This window comes from Flavobacterium sp. GSP6 (assembly GCF_003984855.1).
GTDB lineage: Bacteria > Bacteroidota > Bacteroidia > Flavobacteriales > Flavobacteriaceae > Flavobacterium.
In genome coordinates this window covers 41,874-57,045 of the sequence record NZ_RYDO01000011.1, presented here as the reverse complement: position 1 = coordinate 57,045, position 15,172 = coordinate 41,874, and the positions used below count along the sequence as shown (strand labels likewise).

General features: G+C 34.9%; 16 protein-coding genes. 12 read left to right on the top strand and 4 right to left on the bottom strand.

Going from position 1 to position 15,172, the window contains the following annotated elements:
• Window positions 1-295: 295 nt before the first annotated feature.
• Both EKM03_RS11665 and EKM03_RS11660 read left to right on the top strand, forming a co-directional pair.
• Complete coding sequence (locus EKM03_RS11665; RefSeq protein ID WP_231507416.1) at window positions 296-2,398, top strand: prolyl oligopeptidase family protein; 2,103 nt, start codon at window positions 296-298, stop codon at window positions 2,396-2,398.
• A gap of 361 nt (window positions 2,399-2,759) precedes the next feature.
• Window positions 2,760-2,981: a helix-turn-helix domain-containing protein gene (locus tag EKM03_RS11660; protein WP_126562159.1), complete on the top strand. Its 222-nt coding sequence runs from the start codon at window positions 2,760-2,762 to the stop codon at window positions 2,979-2,981.
• A 71-nt stretch (window positions 2,982-3,052) separates the two neighbouring features.
• Here EKM03_RS11660 and EKM03_RS11655 read toward each other — a convergent pair whose 3' ends face one another.
• From EKM03_RS11655 to EKM03_RS11645, 3 genes are all read right to left on the bottom strand, one after another.
• Window positions 3,053-4,435: a hypothetical protein gene (locus EKM03_RS11655; protein ID WP_126740457.1), complete on the bottom strand. Its 1,383-nt coding sequence runs from the start codon at window positions 4,433-4,435 to the stop codon at window positions 3,053-3,055.
• Window positions 4,432-5,820: an AAA family ATPase gene (locus EKM03_RS11650; RefSeq protein ID WP_126562157.1), complete on the bottom strand. Its 1,389-nt coding sequence runs from the start codon at window positions 5,818-5,820 to the stop codon at window positions 4,432-4,434. The genes EKM03_RS11655 and EKM03_RS11650 overlap by 4 nt, the downstream gene beginning before the upstream one ends.
• Before the next feature lie 63 nt (window positions 5,821-5,883).
• Complete coding sequence (locus EKM03_RS11645; RefSeq protein ID WP_126516536.1) at window positions 5,884-6,090, bottom strand: helix-turn-helix domain-containing protein; 207 nt, start codon at window positions 6,088-6,090, stop codon at window positions 5,884-5,886.
• A gap of 84 nt (window positions 6,091-6,174) precedes the next feature.
• Between EKM03_RS11645 and EKM03_RS11640 the strand changes: the two genes are divergently transcribed.
• From EKM03_RS11640 to EKM03_RS11630, 3 genes are all read left to right on the top strand, one after another.
• Entirely contained in the window at window positions 6,175-6,642 is a 468-nt protein-coding gene (locus EKM03_RS11640) for a hypothetical protein (RefSeq protein ID WP_126562156.1), read from the top strand.
• A 96-nt stretch (window positions 6,643-6,738) separates the two neighbouring features.
• Window positions 6,739-7,053 carry an HPF/RaiA family ribosome-associated protein gene (locus tag EKM03_RS11635; protein WP_126562155.1) on the top strand — a complete coding sequence of 105 codons (315 nt, stop codon included), beginning with the start codon at window positions 6,739-6,741 and terminating at the stop codon, window positions 7,051-7,053.
• A gap of 189 nt (window positions 7,054-7,242) precedes the next feature.
• Complete coding sequence (locus EKM03_RS11630) at window positions 7,243-8,070, top strand: Bro-N domain-containing protein (protein ID WP_126740456.1); 828 nt, start codon at window positions 7,243-7,245, stop codon at window positions 8,068-8,070.
• A gap of 188 nt (window positions 8,071-8,258) precedes the next feature.
• Here the strand turns inward: EKM03_RS11630 and EKM03_RS11625 are convergent, their stop codons facing one another.
• On the bottom strand, window positions 8,259-9,836 hold the full coding sequence (locus EKM03_RS11625; protein ID WP_126740455.1) for a murein L,D-transpeptidase: 1,578 nt from the start codon (window positions 9,834-9,836) through the stop codon (window positions 8,259-8,261).
• A gap of 595 nt (window positions 9,837-10,431) precedes the next feature.
• Between EKM03_RS11625 and EKM03_RS11620 the strand changes: the two genes are divergently transcribed.
• The 7 genes from EKM03_RS11620 to EKM03_RS11590 all read left to right on the top strand — a co-directional run bounded on the left by EKM03_RS11620 (window position 10,432) and on the right by EKM03_RS11590 (window position 15,150).
• Window positions 10,432-10,941: a nuclear transport factor 2 family protein gene (locus EKM03_RS11620; protein WP_126740454.1), complete on the top strand. Its 510-nt coding sequence runs from the start codon at window positions 10,432-10,434 to the stop codon at window positions 10,939-10,941.
• 359 nt (window positions 10,942-11,300) lie between these two features.
• Window positions 11,301-11,978 carry a tRNA (guanosine(46)-N7)-methyltransferase TrmB gene (trmB, locus tag EKM03_RS11615; protein ID WP_126454320.1) on the top strand — a complete coding sequence of 226 codons (678 nt, stop codon included), beginning with the start codon at window positions 11,301-11,303 and terminating at the stop codon, window positions 11,976-11,978.
• 45 nt (window positions 11,979-12,023) lie between these two features.
• Complete coding sequence (locus tag EKM03_RS11610) at window positions 12,024-12,659, top strand: LysE family transporter (protein WP_126457519.1); 636 nt, start codon at window positions 12,024-12,026, stop codon at window positions 12,657-12,659.
• A 49-nt stretch (window positions 12,660-12,708) separates the two neighbouring features.
• Window positions 12,709-13,038, top strand: coding sequence for an MGMT family protein (locus tag EKM03_RS11605; RefSeq protein ID WP_126457518.1), 330 nt, complete (start codon window positions 12,709-12,711; stop codon window positions 13,036-13,038).
• A gap of 190 nt (window positions 13,039-13,228) precedes the next feature.
• Complete coding sequence (locus EKM03_RS11600) at window positions 13,229-14,356, top strand: Mrp/NBP35 family ATP-binding protein (RefSeq protein ID WP_126454314.1); 1,128 nt, start codon at window positions 13,229-13,231, stop codon at window positions 14,354-14,356.
• Between the two features lie 62 nt (window positions 14,357-14,418).
• Complete coding sequence (locus EKM03_RS11595; protein ID WP_126454312.1) at window positions 14,419-14,658, top strand: NifU family protein; 240 nt, start codon at window positions 14,419-14,421, stop codon at window positions 14,656-14,658.
• A gap of 174 nt (window positions 14,659-14,832) precedes the next feature.
• Window positions 14,833-15,150, top strand: coding sequence for a 2Fe-2S iron-sulfur cluster-binding protein (locus EKM03_RS11590; RefSeq protein ID WP_039110363.1), 318 nt, complete (start codon window positions 14,833-14,835; stop codon window positions 15,148-15,150).
• Window positions 15,151-15,172 lie beyond the last annotated feature (22 nt).

The following is a 15,172-nucleotide window of genomic DNA, read 5'->3' as shown; positions in this document are numbered from 1 at the left end:
ATTTTAAAATCAGGATAAAATCAGGATAAAATCTGATTTAAAGCTGTTTTACTTAAAGTTAATTCTTTTGACTTTACGACTTTTAAACTTTCGACTTACTTATGTTTCTATGTGGTTGATTTTTTTTAACTTAATTAGTATTTTTAAACTTCAAAGAAATATTTTATAAAATCACCTTTCTCCAAACACTATTTTTTAGTTTTATTAAAGACTTTCACACCGTTACAAGACTAACTATTTTTCCTATTTTTGTAACAACCTAAAACAGAATCTAATGAAAAACACTTTTTTAATAATGGCTGTAACTTCTGCAATGGCGACTTTCGGCCAAAACCCAAATCCAAAACCGCTAACCTATCCCACTACAAGTAAAGGGGAAACCGTGGATGTGTACTTCGACACTAAACTTCCGGATCCATACCGCTGGCTCGAAGATGACAAATCAGCGGAAACGGGTGCCTGGGTAAAAGCCCAAAATGAAGTGACCTACGGGTATTTGGCGCAAATTCCGTTTCGCGATGTCTTGAAATCAAGAATGGAAAAACTGTGGAATTACGAAAAAATAGGAGCGCCTTTCAAAGAAGGAAATTTCACGTATTACTATAAAAATAACGGCTTACAAAACCAATCAGTGTTGTACAGAAAAGACGCCAAAGGAACTGAAACCGTATTCTTGGATCCCAATACGTTTTCTAAAGACGGAACAACTTCGCTTGGCGGATTAGATTTCTCTAAAGACGGTTCTAAAGTAGCCTATTCTATTTCAGAGGGCGGAAGCGACTGGAGAAAAGTTATTATCATGGATGCCATTACCCAAAAAATAATCGAAGACACTATAGTCGATGTAAAATTTAGCGGTGTGTCTTGGAGAGGAAATGAAGGTTTTTACTATTCCAGTTATGACAAACCAAAAGGAAGCGAATTGTCTGCAAAAACTGACCAGCATAAACTGTATTTCCATAAATTAGGGACTGCACAAAAACAGGATCAAGTGATTTTTGGTGCCGACCAAAAACGACGTTATGTAGGTGGTGGAGTTACGGAAGATGACCATTATCTGGTAATCACAGCGTCTAATTCTACCTACGGAAACGAATTGTACATTAAAGATTTGACAAAGTCAAACAGTCCTATTGTGACTATAGTGGATAATTTCAAGAGCGACAACAACATTATTGAAAACGAAGGCGGAAAACTATTCATAGAAACCGACTTAAATGCGCCCAACAAACGCATTGTTACCGTAGACGTAAAAAACCCGAAACCGGAAAACTGGAAAGATTTTATTGCTGAGACGGAGAATGTGTTGTCTCCATCCACAGGTGGCGGGTATTTCTTTGCTAATTATATGAAAGATGCCGTTTCGGTGGTGAAACAATATGACTATTCCGGAAAACTAGTTCGTGAAATTAAATTGCCGGGCGTAGGAACTGCCGGTGGTTTTGGCGGAAAGAAAAAAGAAAAAACGGTGTATTATTCCTTTACGAATTATATTACTCCGGGTTCTACTTTTTCATTCGAGCCAGCAACCGGAACTTCTGCGGTGTATGAAAAACCAAAAGTAGATTTCAACAGCGAGCAATACGAGTCCAAACAAGTGTTTTACACTTCCAAAGACGGAACCAAAATCCCGATGATTATCACCCACAAAAAAGGATTGAAACTCGACGGAACAAATCCAACAATGCTTTACGGTTACGGAGGATTTAACGTGAGTTTGACACCAAGTTTCAGTATTGCCAATGCCGTTTGGATGGAAAACGGAGGCGTTTATGCCGTGCCCAATTTACGTGGTGGTGGCGAGTACGGGAAAAAATGGCACGATGCGGGAACCAAAATGCAAAAGCAAAACGTATTTGATGATTTCATCGCAGCGGCTGAATATCTGATTGCTCAAAAATATACATCTTCACAATATCTTGCCATTCGTGGTGGGTCAAACGGAGGATTACTAGTGGGAGCTACCATGACGCAACGTCCTGATTTGATGCGAGTTGCATTACCAGCAGTGGGCGTGATGGACATGTTGCGCTACCACACCTTTACTGCAGGAGCAGGTTGGGCGTATGATTACGGAACGGCGCAGGACAGTAAGGAAATGTTCAGTTACATCAAAGGCTATTCTCCAGTACACAACATACAAAAAGGGATTCAATATCCAGCAACCATGGTCACTACAGGGGATCACGATGATAGAGTAGTGCCAGCACACAGTTTCAAGTTTGCAGCCGAATTACAAGAAAAACAAACCGGAACAAACCCCACACTAATCCGTATTGACATCAATGCAGGACACGGTGCCGGAAAATCCGTAGCGGCAACCATCCAGGAAAATGTAGATCTTCAGGCCTTCACGTTGTACAACATGGGAGTGGTGTTATTGCCAGAATTGGAATAATAACAATTGTGATACCGATTTTACCCTGAGCGATCCCGAAACTTCGGGAGAAGGGAGGAGCTTATTCCTGCTGTACACTGTATCTTTTCCTCCGCCGAAAGTGGCGGAAGGAAAAGGATGCCGTTCCCATCAGGGCTAGGGCATTCGATTCCTTAGATAATTGTCATTACGAGGAGTTGCGAGGCACGCGGAAAAGCAGTCACATCACAAATTGATAAATTTTTAAAAAACGCTACTCGAAAGAGTAGCGTTTTTTTTTGTGGAATGAATTTACTTATCAAAAAATCAAGTTGAAAACTAAAAATCAATGAGGACAATTGTAAGCAGGTCAATTGTCCACGCAAAACTATTTTTATAGGTTATGAATATTAAGGAAAAATTCGGTTTTAAAGTCAAACAATTACGAGAACAAAAAGGCTTCTCGATTGAATATTTGGCCAATATATCAAATGTAGACAGAACCTATATTTCAGATATAGAAAAAGGAAAAAGAAATGTTTCAATAACAATAATTGAAAAAATAATCCTTGCGCTAGATACTGATTTTGCAACCTTCTTTAGTAATAATAGTTTTAAAAAATGATAATGGAAGAGAATATATCAATTGAAGAGTTCGACAACAAGAAATTGATTGTGAAATATTTTAATAAGAAACTAATAGTTAGTGTTTGGCACGTTATTCATTTCCACTTTATTTAGTTCTGCCATTAATGCTTTTTTTACATCAAGAACAAACTCTTTCTTCAGTGGGATGCCGCATATAAAAATATTGTTTGTTGATTGATTTATATTATTCTTGTAGCTGATTTTTTTTATTTCAACTTTATCAGAAGGATAACATAAAAACCCATATTTATTGTCGGTTTTGCTAAATGATGAATAAGCCATAATCTGATGTAAATCATGTCTATGAATATCTTTTAAATTCTCACTTTTGTCAAATTTGTTGTAAAGATTTGATTTGTATTTAGCATCAATAAATACAATAAGATTTTCTTTTTGGTAGATTGCATCTGGCTCAATATGTTTCAATTCCCAAGAATATCGATTAGAGGTTTTGGAATGAAATTTGTAATTTGAAAATAAATGACCTCCGGTTTCTTTTGAAATTTCTTTAAATATATATTGAACAAACTTTTCAAAAACATCAGAGAAATCCACTCGCCAAGCCGTACTGTCTATGAAATTAAAATTTAATATTCTATTTGCTTGATCTTTACAGTTTTTAACTTTAAGATTATCAGCGGATTTTATTACAATATTATTAGTTGAAATAGGTTTGTGTAAATAAAGCTTTTCGTCAATAAAGGTTAGTCTGTTTCTAATCGAGCTTTTTATTCTTTGTGGTGTATTTGAAGATAAAAGTTCCAATTTACACAAATCATAGACATAGCGAATTTCAGAATATTCTTTATGAAATTCACTTAGGATATTTTTCCGTGCTGGGAATTTTAACCGATTTTCGATTTTATATTCTTCATTTATATATTTATTCCAATTTACTTGTCCTGTTGGTTGAGAAGTGATCTTTTCAATATTATCAAATTTTCTCCAAGGAGTTTTTATTAATTCTTCAAGAGAATCAATAAATTTTATAGCTTCTAAATATAATGGAGGTCGGAAATTCTTTCCTGAAGCTAAAGGTAAACTGTCGATTACTTGAGGACTGATTTCAGTCCCTAAAAGATTAAGAATTTCAATGTAATCTTCAAATCTATCCCGCCCAGTGAATCTGGGCATCACAACAAAGTCACCAATCTGCTTACCAGTATCTGATGCTCTTAAAGGAATAGTCCCTATGAATTCTGAAGTACGAAAAGTTAAAGAAGTATTTTGGTCTGTACCTATGATTAAGGGCTGAACACCTAAAAAGCTAAAATTAGTTGAATTATAATTAATGAATTTTTGCAGGTATTGGCCTATGATTCTTTTGTCGGCGGATTTAAACCATTTTTTTTGTAAAACAAGACCGTTCAACAAAATTGATTTTTCTGTTAAACAGGGTATTTCACAAAAAACATCTAAAGGCTTATTCATTCAAAAAGAGATTTATTAATTCTAGTTGTGAAATAATTATTGAACTCTTCTTTAGCATTTCTGATTAACCCTTCTTGTAAGTATTCTTTAATTAATGGGAATATTTCATATTTGATTCTATTATCCATTTCTTCAACCGAAGAAGAAATGAAATAACCTTGCCCTGGCTGTAATGAAAGTTCATTACTGTTTGCATACCAGTCAAATATTTCTTGGATTCTGCTGAAATCGTCTTTGAAGAATTGTTTTGAGTTGATTGGTTTTGGCTTCAAAGTGTACCATGCAAATCTTCTTCTTAAAGCAAAGTCTACAACTGCCAAACTTCTGTCGGCAGTGTTCATTGTTGCAATTACATTAAAATTTTTTGGAAGTTGATTAATCTTAAAGCCTGGGTAAATTTCTATTTCAATATCAGAATCTTCCATTTTGTGTTCAAATAGATAAAATATTGGACCCAAAACGTTGGATAAATTTGCTCTGTTTATTTCATCGATTATCAAAACAATTTTCTCTGTTTGATGCTCTATGGCATATTTTAAAGCTATGGTAAAACTTCCTAGGTTCTCAATATAACTTAATTCTTTACTTTTAACATCGGGTCTAATTCCATAAATAAAATCAGAGAAACTAGTCTCAGCGTGAAATTGTGTAAAAAATGTTTTAGCTTTTATTTTAGCTGACACTAATTTAGCCGTTCTTGTCTTTCCAGTGCCTGGAGGACCTTGAAGAACAATGAATCTTCTTTGGTTGAGTAAACTTTCGATTTCTTCAGCTTCATCAATTTCCTCTATTTTCAAAAAAGGTTCAAGAGCTTCAGTAATTGCTTTTCTATGCTCTTTGTTTGATGGCCATTCTCTTAACTTTGCATAACCAGCAACAAAAGCAGCAATTATTTCCTTACCTTCTTTAGATTCGGGATTATCTACTATTTGGCAAACCGGCAATACTTTTGAATAGATTTTAATAGTGTTTTTTATATGCTGTAAATCATTGTTTCCAGTAATTGTTTTTGGTAAACTGGTTTCAATATCTGAAAAATCAGATTTACAAAAGCCTCTTTCGTTAATTAGATTTGAAAACAATCTTCTGAGTCCAGGATAAGTTGCTAATTCATAATCATTTTTAAATCCACTCGAACCAATACCTAAGCAAACTAACCATGGTTTATTCTGTTCGTTGGGAAAAATAGTCAATGAAAAATCGTGAAACGGACCAGAAGTATCTTCGTCAGGATGAATAAAACCAAAATATGCACCGTTATCTTTCAATGCCTCTTGTCCAGTATTCTTGCGTTCAACGTATGGTTTGTTAAATTCATTTTCGGCTTTGGCACCAAATTGCTCTGCTTTGTCTTTTATAAATTGTCTAATGTTATCTATAATCATTTTTCTGTTTTAAGTATTATATTATTCCAACTTAGATTAATAGTCGGTTTTAAATAATAAGCTCTATTCATCAAACAAGTCTTTAATTTTTACATCAAGAGCTTTTGCTAATTTTTCAACTACTTCAATTGAAACATTTCTTTCTCCTTTTTCAATAGTTGGTAAATAGGTTCTGTCAATTTCTGCAAGGTTGGCAAGTTTTTCTTGTGAAAGACCTTTTGCTTTTCTTAGCTCTTTTATTTTTAGACCGAGTTTCTGCTTAATATCCATGTTAACAAATATTACAAAATGTGGTCTATAATGCAACGGAGTATAGTCCGGTTTTCTTTATTTTTGACAAACATTATAAATCACATGAGCTACCACACTAAAATAATATTTGGGAAAGACCAAGTAAGAAAGTATCATAATAATGAGGAGTTTTCTGATTTCGAAAAAAGTATCAATTTTAAAAAGTATGTTTTTGAGACTAAAGCAGAAATGAATGCTTTCTATAAAGGCGTCGTTGAATCGATGGGTCGTCTAGAGTTTGAAGTGATTAATGAATTTGAAGATAAGAACAACCAAGAAAAGGAAGATGAAAGTGAATTTGACTATTGGGGGTTCATCGAAAAATACTATCCAAAATACTATTCTTGTAATAATGTTTTACTAAGTGACATTTTAACAAGAAAGCTTGATGGAGAAGAGATCTGTGAAAAAGATTTGGATTATGTAAAAGATTGGGATGTTAGGAAGGAGTTATTTGAACTTGATAAAGAATTACTTTGTAAGGCTTTTGGAAACTATTTCGATATTATTTATCCTGAGAAATTTCAATAATTAAATACTGTTTCTTTTCACAATGTTTTATTAATTGGTTCGTTTTTTCATACTGCAATGGGTAAATTTGAAAGACAACATTAAATTAATAAAAACATGACAGTACAAATCAACACAGACAACAATGTAGAAGGACACGCACGTTTGAAAGCGTATATTACCGAGGAATTGGGAACGGCTTTGGTGCGTTTTGAAGATAAAGTAACCCGTTTAGAAGTACACCTTGGTGACGAGAACAGTGATAAAGGTGGTTTCAACGACAAACGATGCTTGATTGAAGCCCGACCTATAAATATGCAGCCTGTAGCAGTTACCAATCATGCTGATACTACCGAAAAAGCATTTCATGGTGCCTTAGACAAAATTAAAAAAGTGTTGGAAACAACTTTCGAAAAAAAGAAAACTCATTAAATAGTTGCCATTTGGCAAACAAAAAAAGGACACTGTCTCTATAGGATAGTGTCCTTTTTTTTGGTTGAGATTCTTTAGAATTTGGATAGTGGTTTTAATAATTTTAGCAGTAAATTAGTACTTTCAATATAATTCCGAAAAGCGTTGAAAAGTTGCAATTTGAGAAAATGAAATTTATAGAATAAAATAATGAAAAACATAAAATTATTTGAAAGCCAAAAAATCCGTTCATCTTGGGATAACGAACAAGAGAAGTGGTTTTTTTCGATTGTAGATATTATTGCCGCTTTAACAGATAGTAATAATCCACAAGTGTATTGGCGAGTTTTAAAAAAACGACTTTTGGCTGAAGGAAATGAAACCGTTACAAATTGTAACGGTTTGAAAATGGTAGCTCCTGATGGTAAGATGCGTTTAACAGATGTTGCGGATACGGAGCAATTATTCCGTTTGATTCAATCCATTCCTTCGCCTAAAGCTGAGCCTTTTAAACAATGGCTAGCTAAAATAGGCTACGAACGGATAGAAGAAAGTCAAGATCCTGAAAAGGCTATTGATCGTGCTATGGAAAATTATTTGAAATTAGGATACTCCACAGCCTGGATTAATCAGCGGTTAAAAAGCATAGAAGTTAGAAAAGAACTCACCGATGAATGGGAAAATAGAGGTGTTAAGAAAGGACAGCAATTTGCTTCACTTACCGATATAATTACCCAAGCTTGGAGTGGGAACACGGTAAAAGAATACAAGGATTTAAAAGGTTTGAAAAAAGAAAATCTAAGAGATAATATGACCAACTTAGAATTGGTATTAAATATGTTAGCAGAAGCAACCGCAACAGAAATTAGCAAAGAAAACAATCCTAAAACCTTTGCAGATAATAAAAAAATTGCCCGAAAAGGTGGTGAAATTGCCGGCGATACCAGAAAGCAAATAGAAGCACAAACGGGTAAAAAAATTGTTAGCCCACAAAATGCTAAAGTTTTAAAAGAAGATAAGAATAAATTAAAAGAATAGTTCAAACAATAGACAGGATAAAATACTAGTTCTAAGTTAGTCTCAAATTTACTTTAAACCGATATTTTTGTCGTATGTCGCTTTCCGTTTTAAAAATATTTACCGCAAATTCGTAAATTATAGATATGGATTCGATATTTTTAATTAGCGAATTTGCGGTTTTAATGATTATTTAAACAAAATAAATTTTACTTATCAAACAGTAAGTTTGCTAAAGCTTCGTCTCTTTTGTACACATCTTCATAAAAATGAACCACACCTTCCGCATCAACCCAAGCGGTGAAATAACCAATATATACTGGGATTTTGTTTTTAAGCGTGTACCAGTATTCCTCTTCGCCATTCATTGCGGTTTCTATCTTTGCAGGATTCCATTCTTTGTCTTCTTTCATAATCATCGCAGCAAGTTCTTTTGGCTTGGCCACACGTATGCATCCGTGGCTGAACGCGCGGTCTTCTTTACCAAATAAACTTTTTGCCGGTGTATCGTGCAAATATATCGCATTCGAATTGGGAAATAAAAACTTCACTAATCCCAATGAGTTCTCCGGTCCGGGTCTTTGTCTCACATAATTGTCTTTCCATTCCATGTCGTGCTCGGCCAAGTAATTGGGATTCTTTTCAATGGCAGGAAGAATCTCTTTTTTGAGAATACTTGCCGGCACGTTCCAATACGGTCTGAATACAATGTATTGCATTGGCGCACTAAAAATTACGGTTTTATGCATGGCTTTTCCTACCACAACCTTGGAGCGTAATTCTGGTTTCCCATCTCTTAAAAAAGTCAGTTCATAGGCCGGAATATTCACCACGATTAATTCCTTGGATTTGGTAATATCATTCGAAATCCATCGGCAGCGTTCCATATTGACCATCACAGTTTTGATGCGGTCTGCAACAGATACATTCATGTAGCGGATGTGTTCCGGCAGTATCGTTTTGTTCAGTAGATTGCCACTTCTCTTTTTGAATTTCAATACTCCAGCCGCTAATTCAGCATCATATACGGCACTTTTAGAATCTCTGGCAAGATCATCCGTGACAAACAAACGTGTTCTGATTTGTGCAATGGCAGTGGCACTGTCTCCGGGTTTATAGGATTTTACACTTGGGTCTAATTCAGTGGTTTTCCATCCACCTTTAGTTTCTATTTTGCGGTATTCCTGCAGTACAGCTTTAAGGAGGTAATACTGTTTCAATACGCCTTTTTCGTCTTTGTGAATTAACGATGGATTGATCAATAGTGAATCCAGATAATCGCCATACGATTGTTTTTTTCGAGGCAAAAACCACTCTAAATTCTTCGATTTTTGAGTATCGATCCCATCATATACTTTATCCGCATAAAAGAAGTATAACACAGAACTCAACAACTCAGTATCGATACTTGCTTTTTGATTGTCTTCTGGATTGTCATAAATGTCATCTAGTTTTTCCTTGTACGGAATCGCAGTTTCAATTCCTTCCTGCGTCAGATTATTCACTTTGTTGTATAATAAACCTGCAAATTCATTGAGGCCATCCTTGTCAAACCAGATGTAATGAAACTGATGCTTGCGGTATAACTTTTCTACGTCTGTTTGGTAAGGCTGCAGTTTAGGATATTTTTCAAAAAACGTTTTGATTTGTGTACTGTCAAAAGCAACTGCAACGGTATTTAAACTCGTTTCCTTTTTAGTGTCATTTACATCTTTCTTTTTACAGGAAACGAGGGTAAATAGTAGTGCAAAAATAATAAGTAGTATGGAGGTGCTTAACTTTCTCATAATCTTAACTTTAAATCTTACATTTTACTGTCTAAACAATACAAAAATACGTCAAAACTCGATGTGTAATACCGCCTTGGTTTGGGCGGTTCTTTTTAGTTTGAAATCAGATTTGTAATTGAAGTGTCTAGATTAAAAATAAATTACATTCAATAATCTTTTAATCAATTGGTTACGGTATTTTTTTTGTTTCTAAAACTAAAGTTGAAATCAAATAGGATTGTCAAAATCCAAAAATTATGAAAGGAATTAAGGAAATATTCTAAGTTTTATTTCAAAAGGGTAAAGGTGTATTTTTGTGATATTTAGTCTAAATTATTTTTTAAAATTATTTCTTTCGGCTGCGTTCTATGAATCAACACAACCACTTTACAAAAAATAGAGCTATTGCTTTACGTATTTTGGACCTTGTGGTTTGGATCTCAAATGACTTTCAGTTGTTTGAATAATTAGTTTCGAGCTATTCATTGCTATATCGGATGTTTTTATGCTACCTTGTAATTCAAACAGAAAAGGACTACGAGGAGACCAGTAGCTGTTGATCGAAAAATAAAAATAAGATGGAATAAAAAACCATAAATAAATACCGAATGAAATGAAAAAACTACTAGCTTTTTTGATAGTAATAACCGTGTCTGGTTGTAAAAGTGTGATGGTAAAACAAAGCGATTCGAAAAACGAAATCAATGTTACATTAGATACTTGGCATAAAGCTGCTGCAGATGCTAATTATGACGCATACTTCGGCTTGATGTCAGATGATGCAATTTTTATAGGTACTGATGCAACAGAGATTTGGAATAAAACAGCTTTTCAGGCCTATGCAAAACCACATTTCGATAAAGGAAAAGCATGGAGTTTTACAGCTTTAGAACGTCATATTCATTTTGACAAAACAGGTAAAATAGCTTGGTTTGATGAATTACTGAATACTCAAATGAAAATTTGTCGCGGCTCAGGCGTGTTAGTCAAAATAGGGCAAAAATGGAAAATAAAGCAATACGTTTTGTCTATGACAATCCCAAATGATAATTCAGGTGAAGTGATTAAAGTTAAAACTTTTATCGAAGATGCCATGATCAAAAAATTACAAGTAAAGCAATAAAATTTTTAGTTTTTGTTTTATTCTTAAGTAGCAAGAAAGATATATTGTCGCAATTATTAAAAAGAGTTTTTGCCACAGATTGTAAGGATTAAAAAGATTTTTAAAATTACATAACGAATTAATCTGTGCTAATCTGTGGCAAAGAAATTTAGTGCTTTATTAAAATATGACATTAAATTTGAGTCATTACTTAGTTTAAAATTTCTTCATAAAATGTACTGTTGTTTAAAAGCCATCTTTAATTAAATAATAGTTTAAAGGGTGCATTAAATGTTGTTTTTAAAACGTTTTTCATTTTTTGGTCCCTAGTTCGCTCCGTCTTATATATTTCCTTAATTTTGCCAAAATATACTAAAAAAGTGGGAAGCAAAAACAAATTAAAAAGATTCAAGGAAAACGAGACATTCAACAACGTTTTTCAACCAACGAGGGAAGAAGTAGTAGGTGATTTATTTCCGTTGAAAGGGAAATGGAATACAGAATTTTTCAAAAATGAAAATCCATTGGTGCTGGAACTAGGCTGTGGGAAAGGAGAATATTCAGTAGGACTGGCAGAAAGGTATCCCAATAAAAACTTTATCGGAATTGATATCAAAGGCGCACGTTTCTGGCGTGGTGCTAAAACTGCTGTGGATACCGGATTGCATAATGTGGCTTTCATTAGAACTCAGATCGAATTGATCAATCATATTTTTGATGAAAATGAAGTAGACGAAATCTGGATTACTTTTCCCGATCCCCAAATAAAATACAAACGGACCAAACACAGAATGACAAATTCCGAGTTTTTGCAATTGTATAAAAAAGTACTTAAAAAAGACGGTGTTGTAAATCTTAAAACAGACAGTGAATTCATGCATGGATATACCTTAGGTTTGCTGCATGGCGAAGGGCATGAAGTATTATATGCCAATCATAATGTGTATGTAAATGAAGGAAGTCCCGAGGAAGTAACTGCTTTTCAGACATTTTATGAAAAACAATATTTGGAAGTTAATAAAGCAATTACGTATATTCGATTTAAAATTAAAGAATAGTTTTATATTTGGGATTGTTTTTTTGAATACTGGTACCGTTTGCTTATGAATTTAATCACTTCCTTGTTTTTGGGTTTTGTTACTGCCTTTGTGGGGATTACTCCCCCGGGACTTCTCAATATGACAGCTGCTAAAGTAAATCTGAAAGAAGGGAAGAAAAGCGCTTTTTGGTTTGTTTTGGGAGCAGTAATCGTAATTTTTGTACAAGCCTATCTCGCTATTTTATTTGCACAATTTATCGAAGTGCGCCCGGATGTGATTGTTTTATTGCGAGAAGTAGGATTTGTCATCTTTACTGCGTTGACTATTTTTTTTTTGTTGGTTGCTAAAACCCCAAAAATTAAAAAAGGCAAAATAAAAAAGAAGAGTACTTCCACTCGTTTTTTCTTAGGAGTTTTGCTCTCCTCTCTTAACTTTTTCCCGATCCCTTATTATGTTTTTGCAAGCATTACTTTGGCTTCTTATAATTTGTTTCTGTTTGATTTTTCAAATGTTTTTGTTTTTGTGACAGGAGTGGTGTTGGGCTCTTTTTTGGGGTTTTATTTGTACATTACTTTTTTTCAAAAAATACAAGAGAAGTCGGATTATATTATGCGAAACATGAATACAATTATTGGTAGCATAACCGGGTTTATATCATTAGTTACTTTGATTAATATTGTCCGTTATTATATGGGGTAATTGGCTCACCGGGTCTCCCATAAAACCTTTTTTCACTAGATTTAAAATCATGTCAAACGATACTTTTTTTGAACGCGTGTATGACATCGTCAGGCAAATTCCATACGGTAAGGTTACTTCGTATGGCGCTATTGCAAAGGCCTTAGGAACGGCACGCTCTGCCAGAATGGTAGGCTGGGCAATGAATGCCTCCCATGGTCTGGAGGATGTTCCGGCACACCGTGTAGTCAACAGGAACGGTTTGCTTACGGGGAAATTACATTTTGACGGCACCAATCTGATGCAGCAATTATTGGAAAGCGAGGGAATAATCGTGACCAACAATCAAATTGTAGATTTAGAAAAATATTTTTGGCAACCGGAAGTCAGGACAGAATGATTTATAATAGTTCAGATTCCGGGGTTCTAATCTCAACAAATACCCAATAACGACCAGCAATCTGTGCATCAATAAATGCGATGCAAATCCTTTATAATAAGAACTTTTCATAGTATCTTTGTAATCTGAAATCAGTTTAAATAAAGATAATATTCTGGTGGTATAAGCCAATAGAAACAGTAAACTAAAAATGAAATTAGAAAGAAAAGAAATTCTTAAAGCCTTAGAAACAATTACTATAGCCGGAGAAGGGAAAAATATGGTTGAAAGCGGAGCAATTGCAAACGTAGTCACTTTTGGCGATGAAGTAGTGGTAGATCTAGTATTACATACCCCAGCAATGCACATCAAAAAACGTGCGGAAGACGACATCAGAAAAACAATTCTTGAATTAGTATCTCCGGAGGCTAAAATCAAAATTAATAGTAAAGTGGAAGTGCCGGACAAACCAGAAATCAAAGGGAAACAAATTCCAGGTATAAAAAATATTATCGGAGTAGCCTCTGGTAAAGGCGGTGTAGGTAAATCTACCGTTACTGCAAATCTTGCAGTATCATTAGCTAAAATGGGATTTTCAGTAGGGATTCTAGATGCGGATATTTATGGTCCGTCCATGCCTATTATGTTCGACGTAGAAAGTGAAAAGCCCATTTCTGTCATGGTAGACGGAAAATCAAAAATGAAGCCCGTAGAAAGTTATGAGGTAAAAATTCTTTCGATAGGATTTTTTACAGCACCAAGTCAAGCAGTAATATGGCGAGGGCCCATGGCTTCTAAAGCCTTGAACCAAATGATATTTGATGCAGATTGGGGGGAATTAGATTTTATGTTAGTCGATTTGCCACCAGGAACAGGAGATATTCACCTTTCTATCGTGCAATCCTTGCCAATTACAGGAGTTGTCATCGTAAGTACTCCTCAGGCCGTAGCTTTGGCCGATGCCAAAAAAGGAGTTTCAATGTTCCTCTCAGAAGCTATAAATGTACCAGTTTTAGGAATTATAGAAAACATGGCGTATTTTACACCGGAAGAATTGCCTGAAAACAAATACTATATCTTTGGAAAAGAAGGGGCCAGAAATCTTGCCGAAGACTTAGATGTTCCATTCCTTGGTGAAGTGCCCATCGTACAATCGATTCGGGAAGCAGGTGATTACGGTCGTCCCGCAGCCATGCAAACCGGTTCAGTTATCGAAACAGTTTTTGAGGAAATCACAAAAAATGTAGTGCAGGAAACCGTCAACAGAAATAAAAATTTACCTGCTACCGAAGCTGTGAAAATTACAACTATGGCAGGTTGTTCCGCAGTAAAAAAATAAAAAATTAGAACGCATGAAAATAATTTTCAATCGTTCAATTTTCTAATCTTTAAACAAAGACAATGACAACAGAACAATTAACCCTAGAAGTTCAAAAAGCGCTAGAAGAAATAAGACCTTTTTTGAATTCAGATGGTGGTGATATTACCCTTATTTCCATAGAGGACGGCAAACACGTAAAAGTGCGTCTCGAAGGAGCCTGTACCAGTTGCAGCGTAAATCAAATGACATTGCGTGCCGGAGTAGAAACAACCATCAAAAAGTTTGCACCACAAATAGAAACTGTTGTAAATATCCTATAAATTAACAGGGCGTGCCCCTTTTAAGAAAAAAGGCTACTTGTTTTAACGGGTATAGGCCTTTTTTCTTAAAACGGTCGGGCTATCCGCGCTACTTCGGTAGCCAGCTTCTATCCCTCACGCAGTCCGTATTTAATAACCAACACCGATTGCCTAAAACCAAACACCCACAATCATATGGATGTATTAATAAAAATAAAAGATCGAGAAGGAGTCGTGCATGAGTTACAGGCTCCCACGGATATGGCCATGAATATCATGGAATTATGCAAAGCCTATGAGCTTCCTGTAGAAGGAACCTGCGGCGGTATGGCCATGTGTGCTTCCTGTCAATGTTATGTTCTTAATGATGTTGCCTTGCCAGAAATGGGCGATGATGAAGAAGCAATGCTTTCAGAAGCCTTTTATGTAAAAGCAAACAGTCGTTTGGGCTGTCAGATCCCAATTACCGAAAGCCTCGAGGGATTAGAACTCGAATTGGCTCCTGAAAATTAATAAAAAAGCATCTTGTTACTAA

Excerpts from the sequence above, each read along its gene's own strand:
- EKM03_RS11665 (WP_231507416.1), top strand. The coding sequence starts at position 296 with ATGGCTGTAACTTCTGCAATGGCGACTTTCGGCCAAAACCCAAATCCA.
- EKM03_RS11660 (WP_126562159.1), top strand. The coding sequence starts at position 2,760 with ATGAATATTAAGGAAAAATTCGGTTTTAAAGTCAAACAATTACGAGAA.
- EKM03_RS11655 (WP_126740457.1), bottom strand. The coding sequence starts at position 4,435 with ATGAATAAGCCTTTAGATGTTTTTTGTGAAATACCCTGTTTAACAGAA.
- EKM03_RS11650 (WP_126562157.1), bottom strand. The coding sequence starts at position 5,820 with ATGATTATAGATAACATTAGACAATTTATAAAAGACAAAGCAGAGCAA.
- EKM03_RS11645 (WP_126516536.1), bottom strand. The coding sequence starts at position 6,090 with ATGGATATTAAGCAGAAACTCGGTCTAAAAATAAAAGAGCTAAGAAAA.
- EKM03_RS11640 (WP_126562156.1), top strand. The coding sequence starts at position 6,175 with ATGAGCTACCACACTAAAATAATATTTGGGAAAGACCAAGTAAGAAAG.
- EKM03_RS11635 (WP_126562155.1), top strand. The coding sequence starts at position 6,739 with ATGACAGTACAAATCAACACAGACAACAATGTAGAAGGACACGCACGT.
- EKM03_RS11630 (WP_126740456.1), top strand. The coding sequence starts at position 7,243 with ATGAAAAACATAAAATTATTTGAAAGCCAAAAAATCCGTTCATCTTGG.
- EKM03_RS11625 (WP_126740455.1), bottom strand. The coding sequence starts at position 9,836 with ATGAGAAAGTTAAGCACCTCCATACTACTTATTATTTTTGCACTACTA.
- EKM03_RS11620 (WP_126740454.1), top strand. The coding sequence starts at position 10,432 with ATGAAAAAACTACTAGCTTTTTTGATAGTAATAACCGTGTCTGGTTGT.
- EKM03_RS11610 (WP_126457519.1), top strand. The coding sequence starts at position 12,024 with ATGAATTTAATCACTTCCTTGTTTTTGGGTTTTGTTACTGCCTTTGTG.
- EKM03_RS11605 (WP_126457518.1), top strand. The coding sequence starts at position 12,709 with ATGTCAAACGATACTTTTTTTGAACGCGTGTATGACATCGTCAGGCAA.
- EKM03_RS11600 (WP_126454314.1), top strand. The coding sequence starts at position 13,229 with ATGAAATTAGAAAGAAAAGAAATTCTTAAAGCCTTAGAAACAATTACT.
- EKM03_RS11595 (WP_126454312.1), top strand. The coding sequence starts at position 14,419 with ATGACAACAGAACAATTAACCCTAGAAGTTCAAAAAGCGCTAGAAGAA.
- EKM03_RS11590 (WP_039110363.1), top strand. The coding sequence starts at position 14,833 with ATGGATGTATTAATAAAAATAAAAGATCGAGAAGGAGTCGTGCATGAG.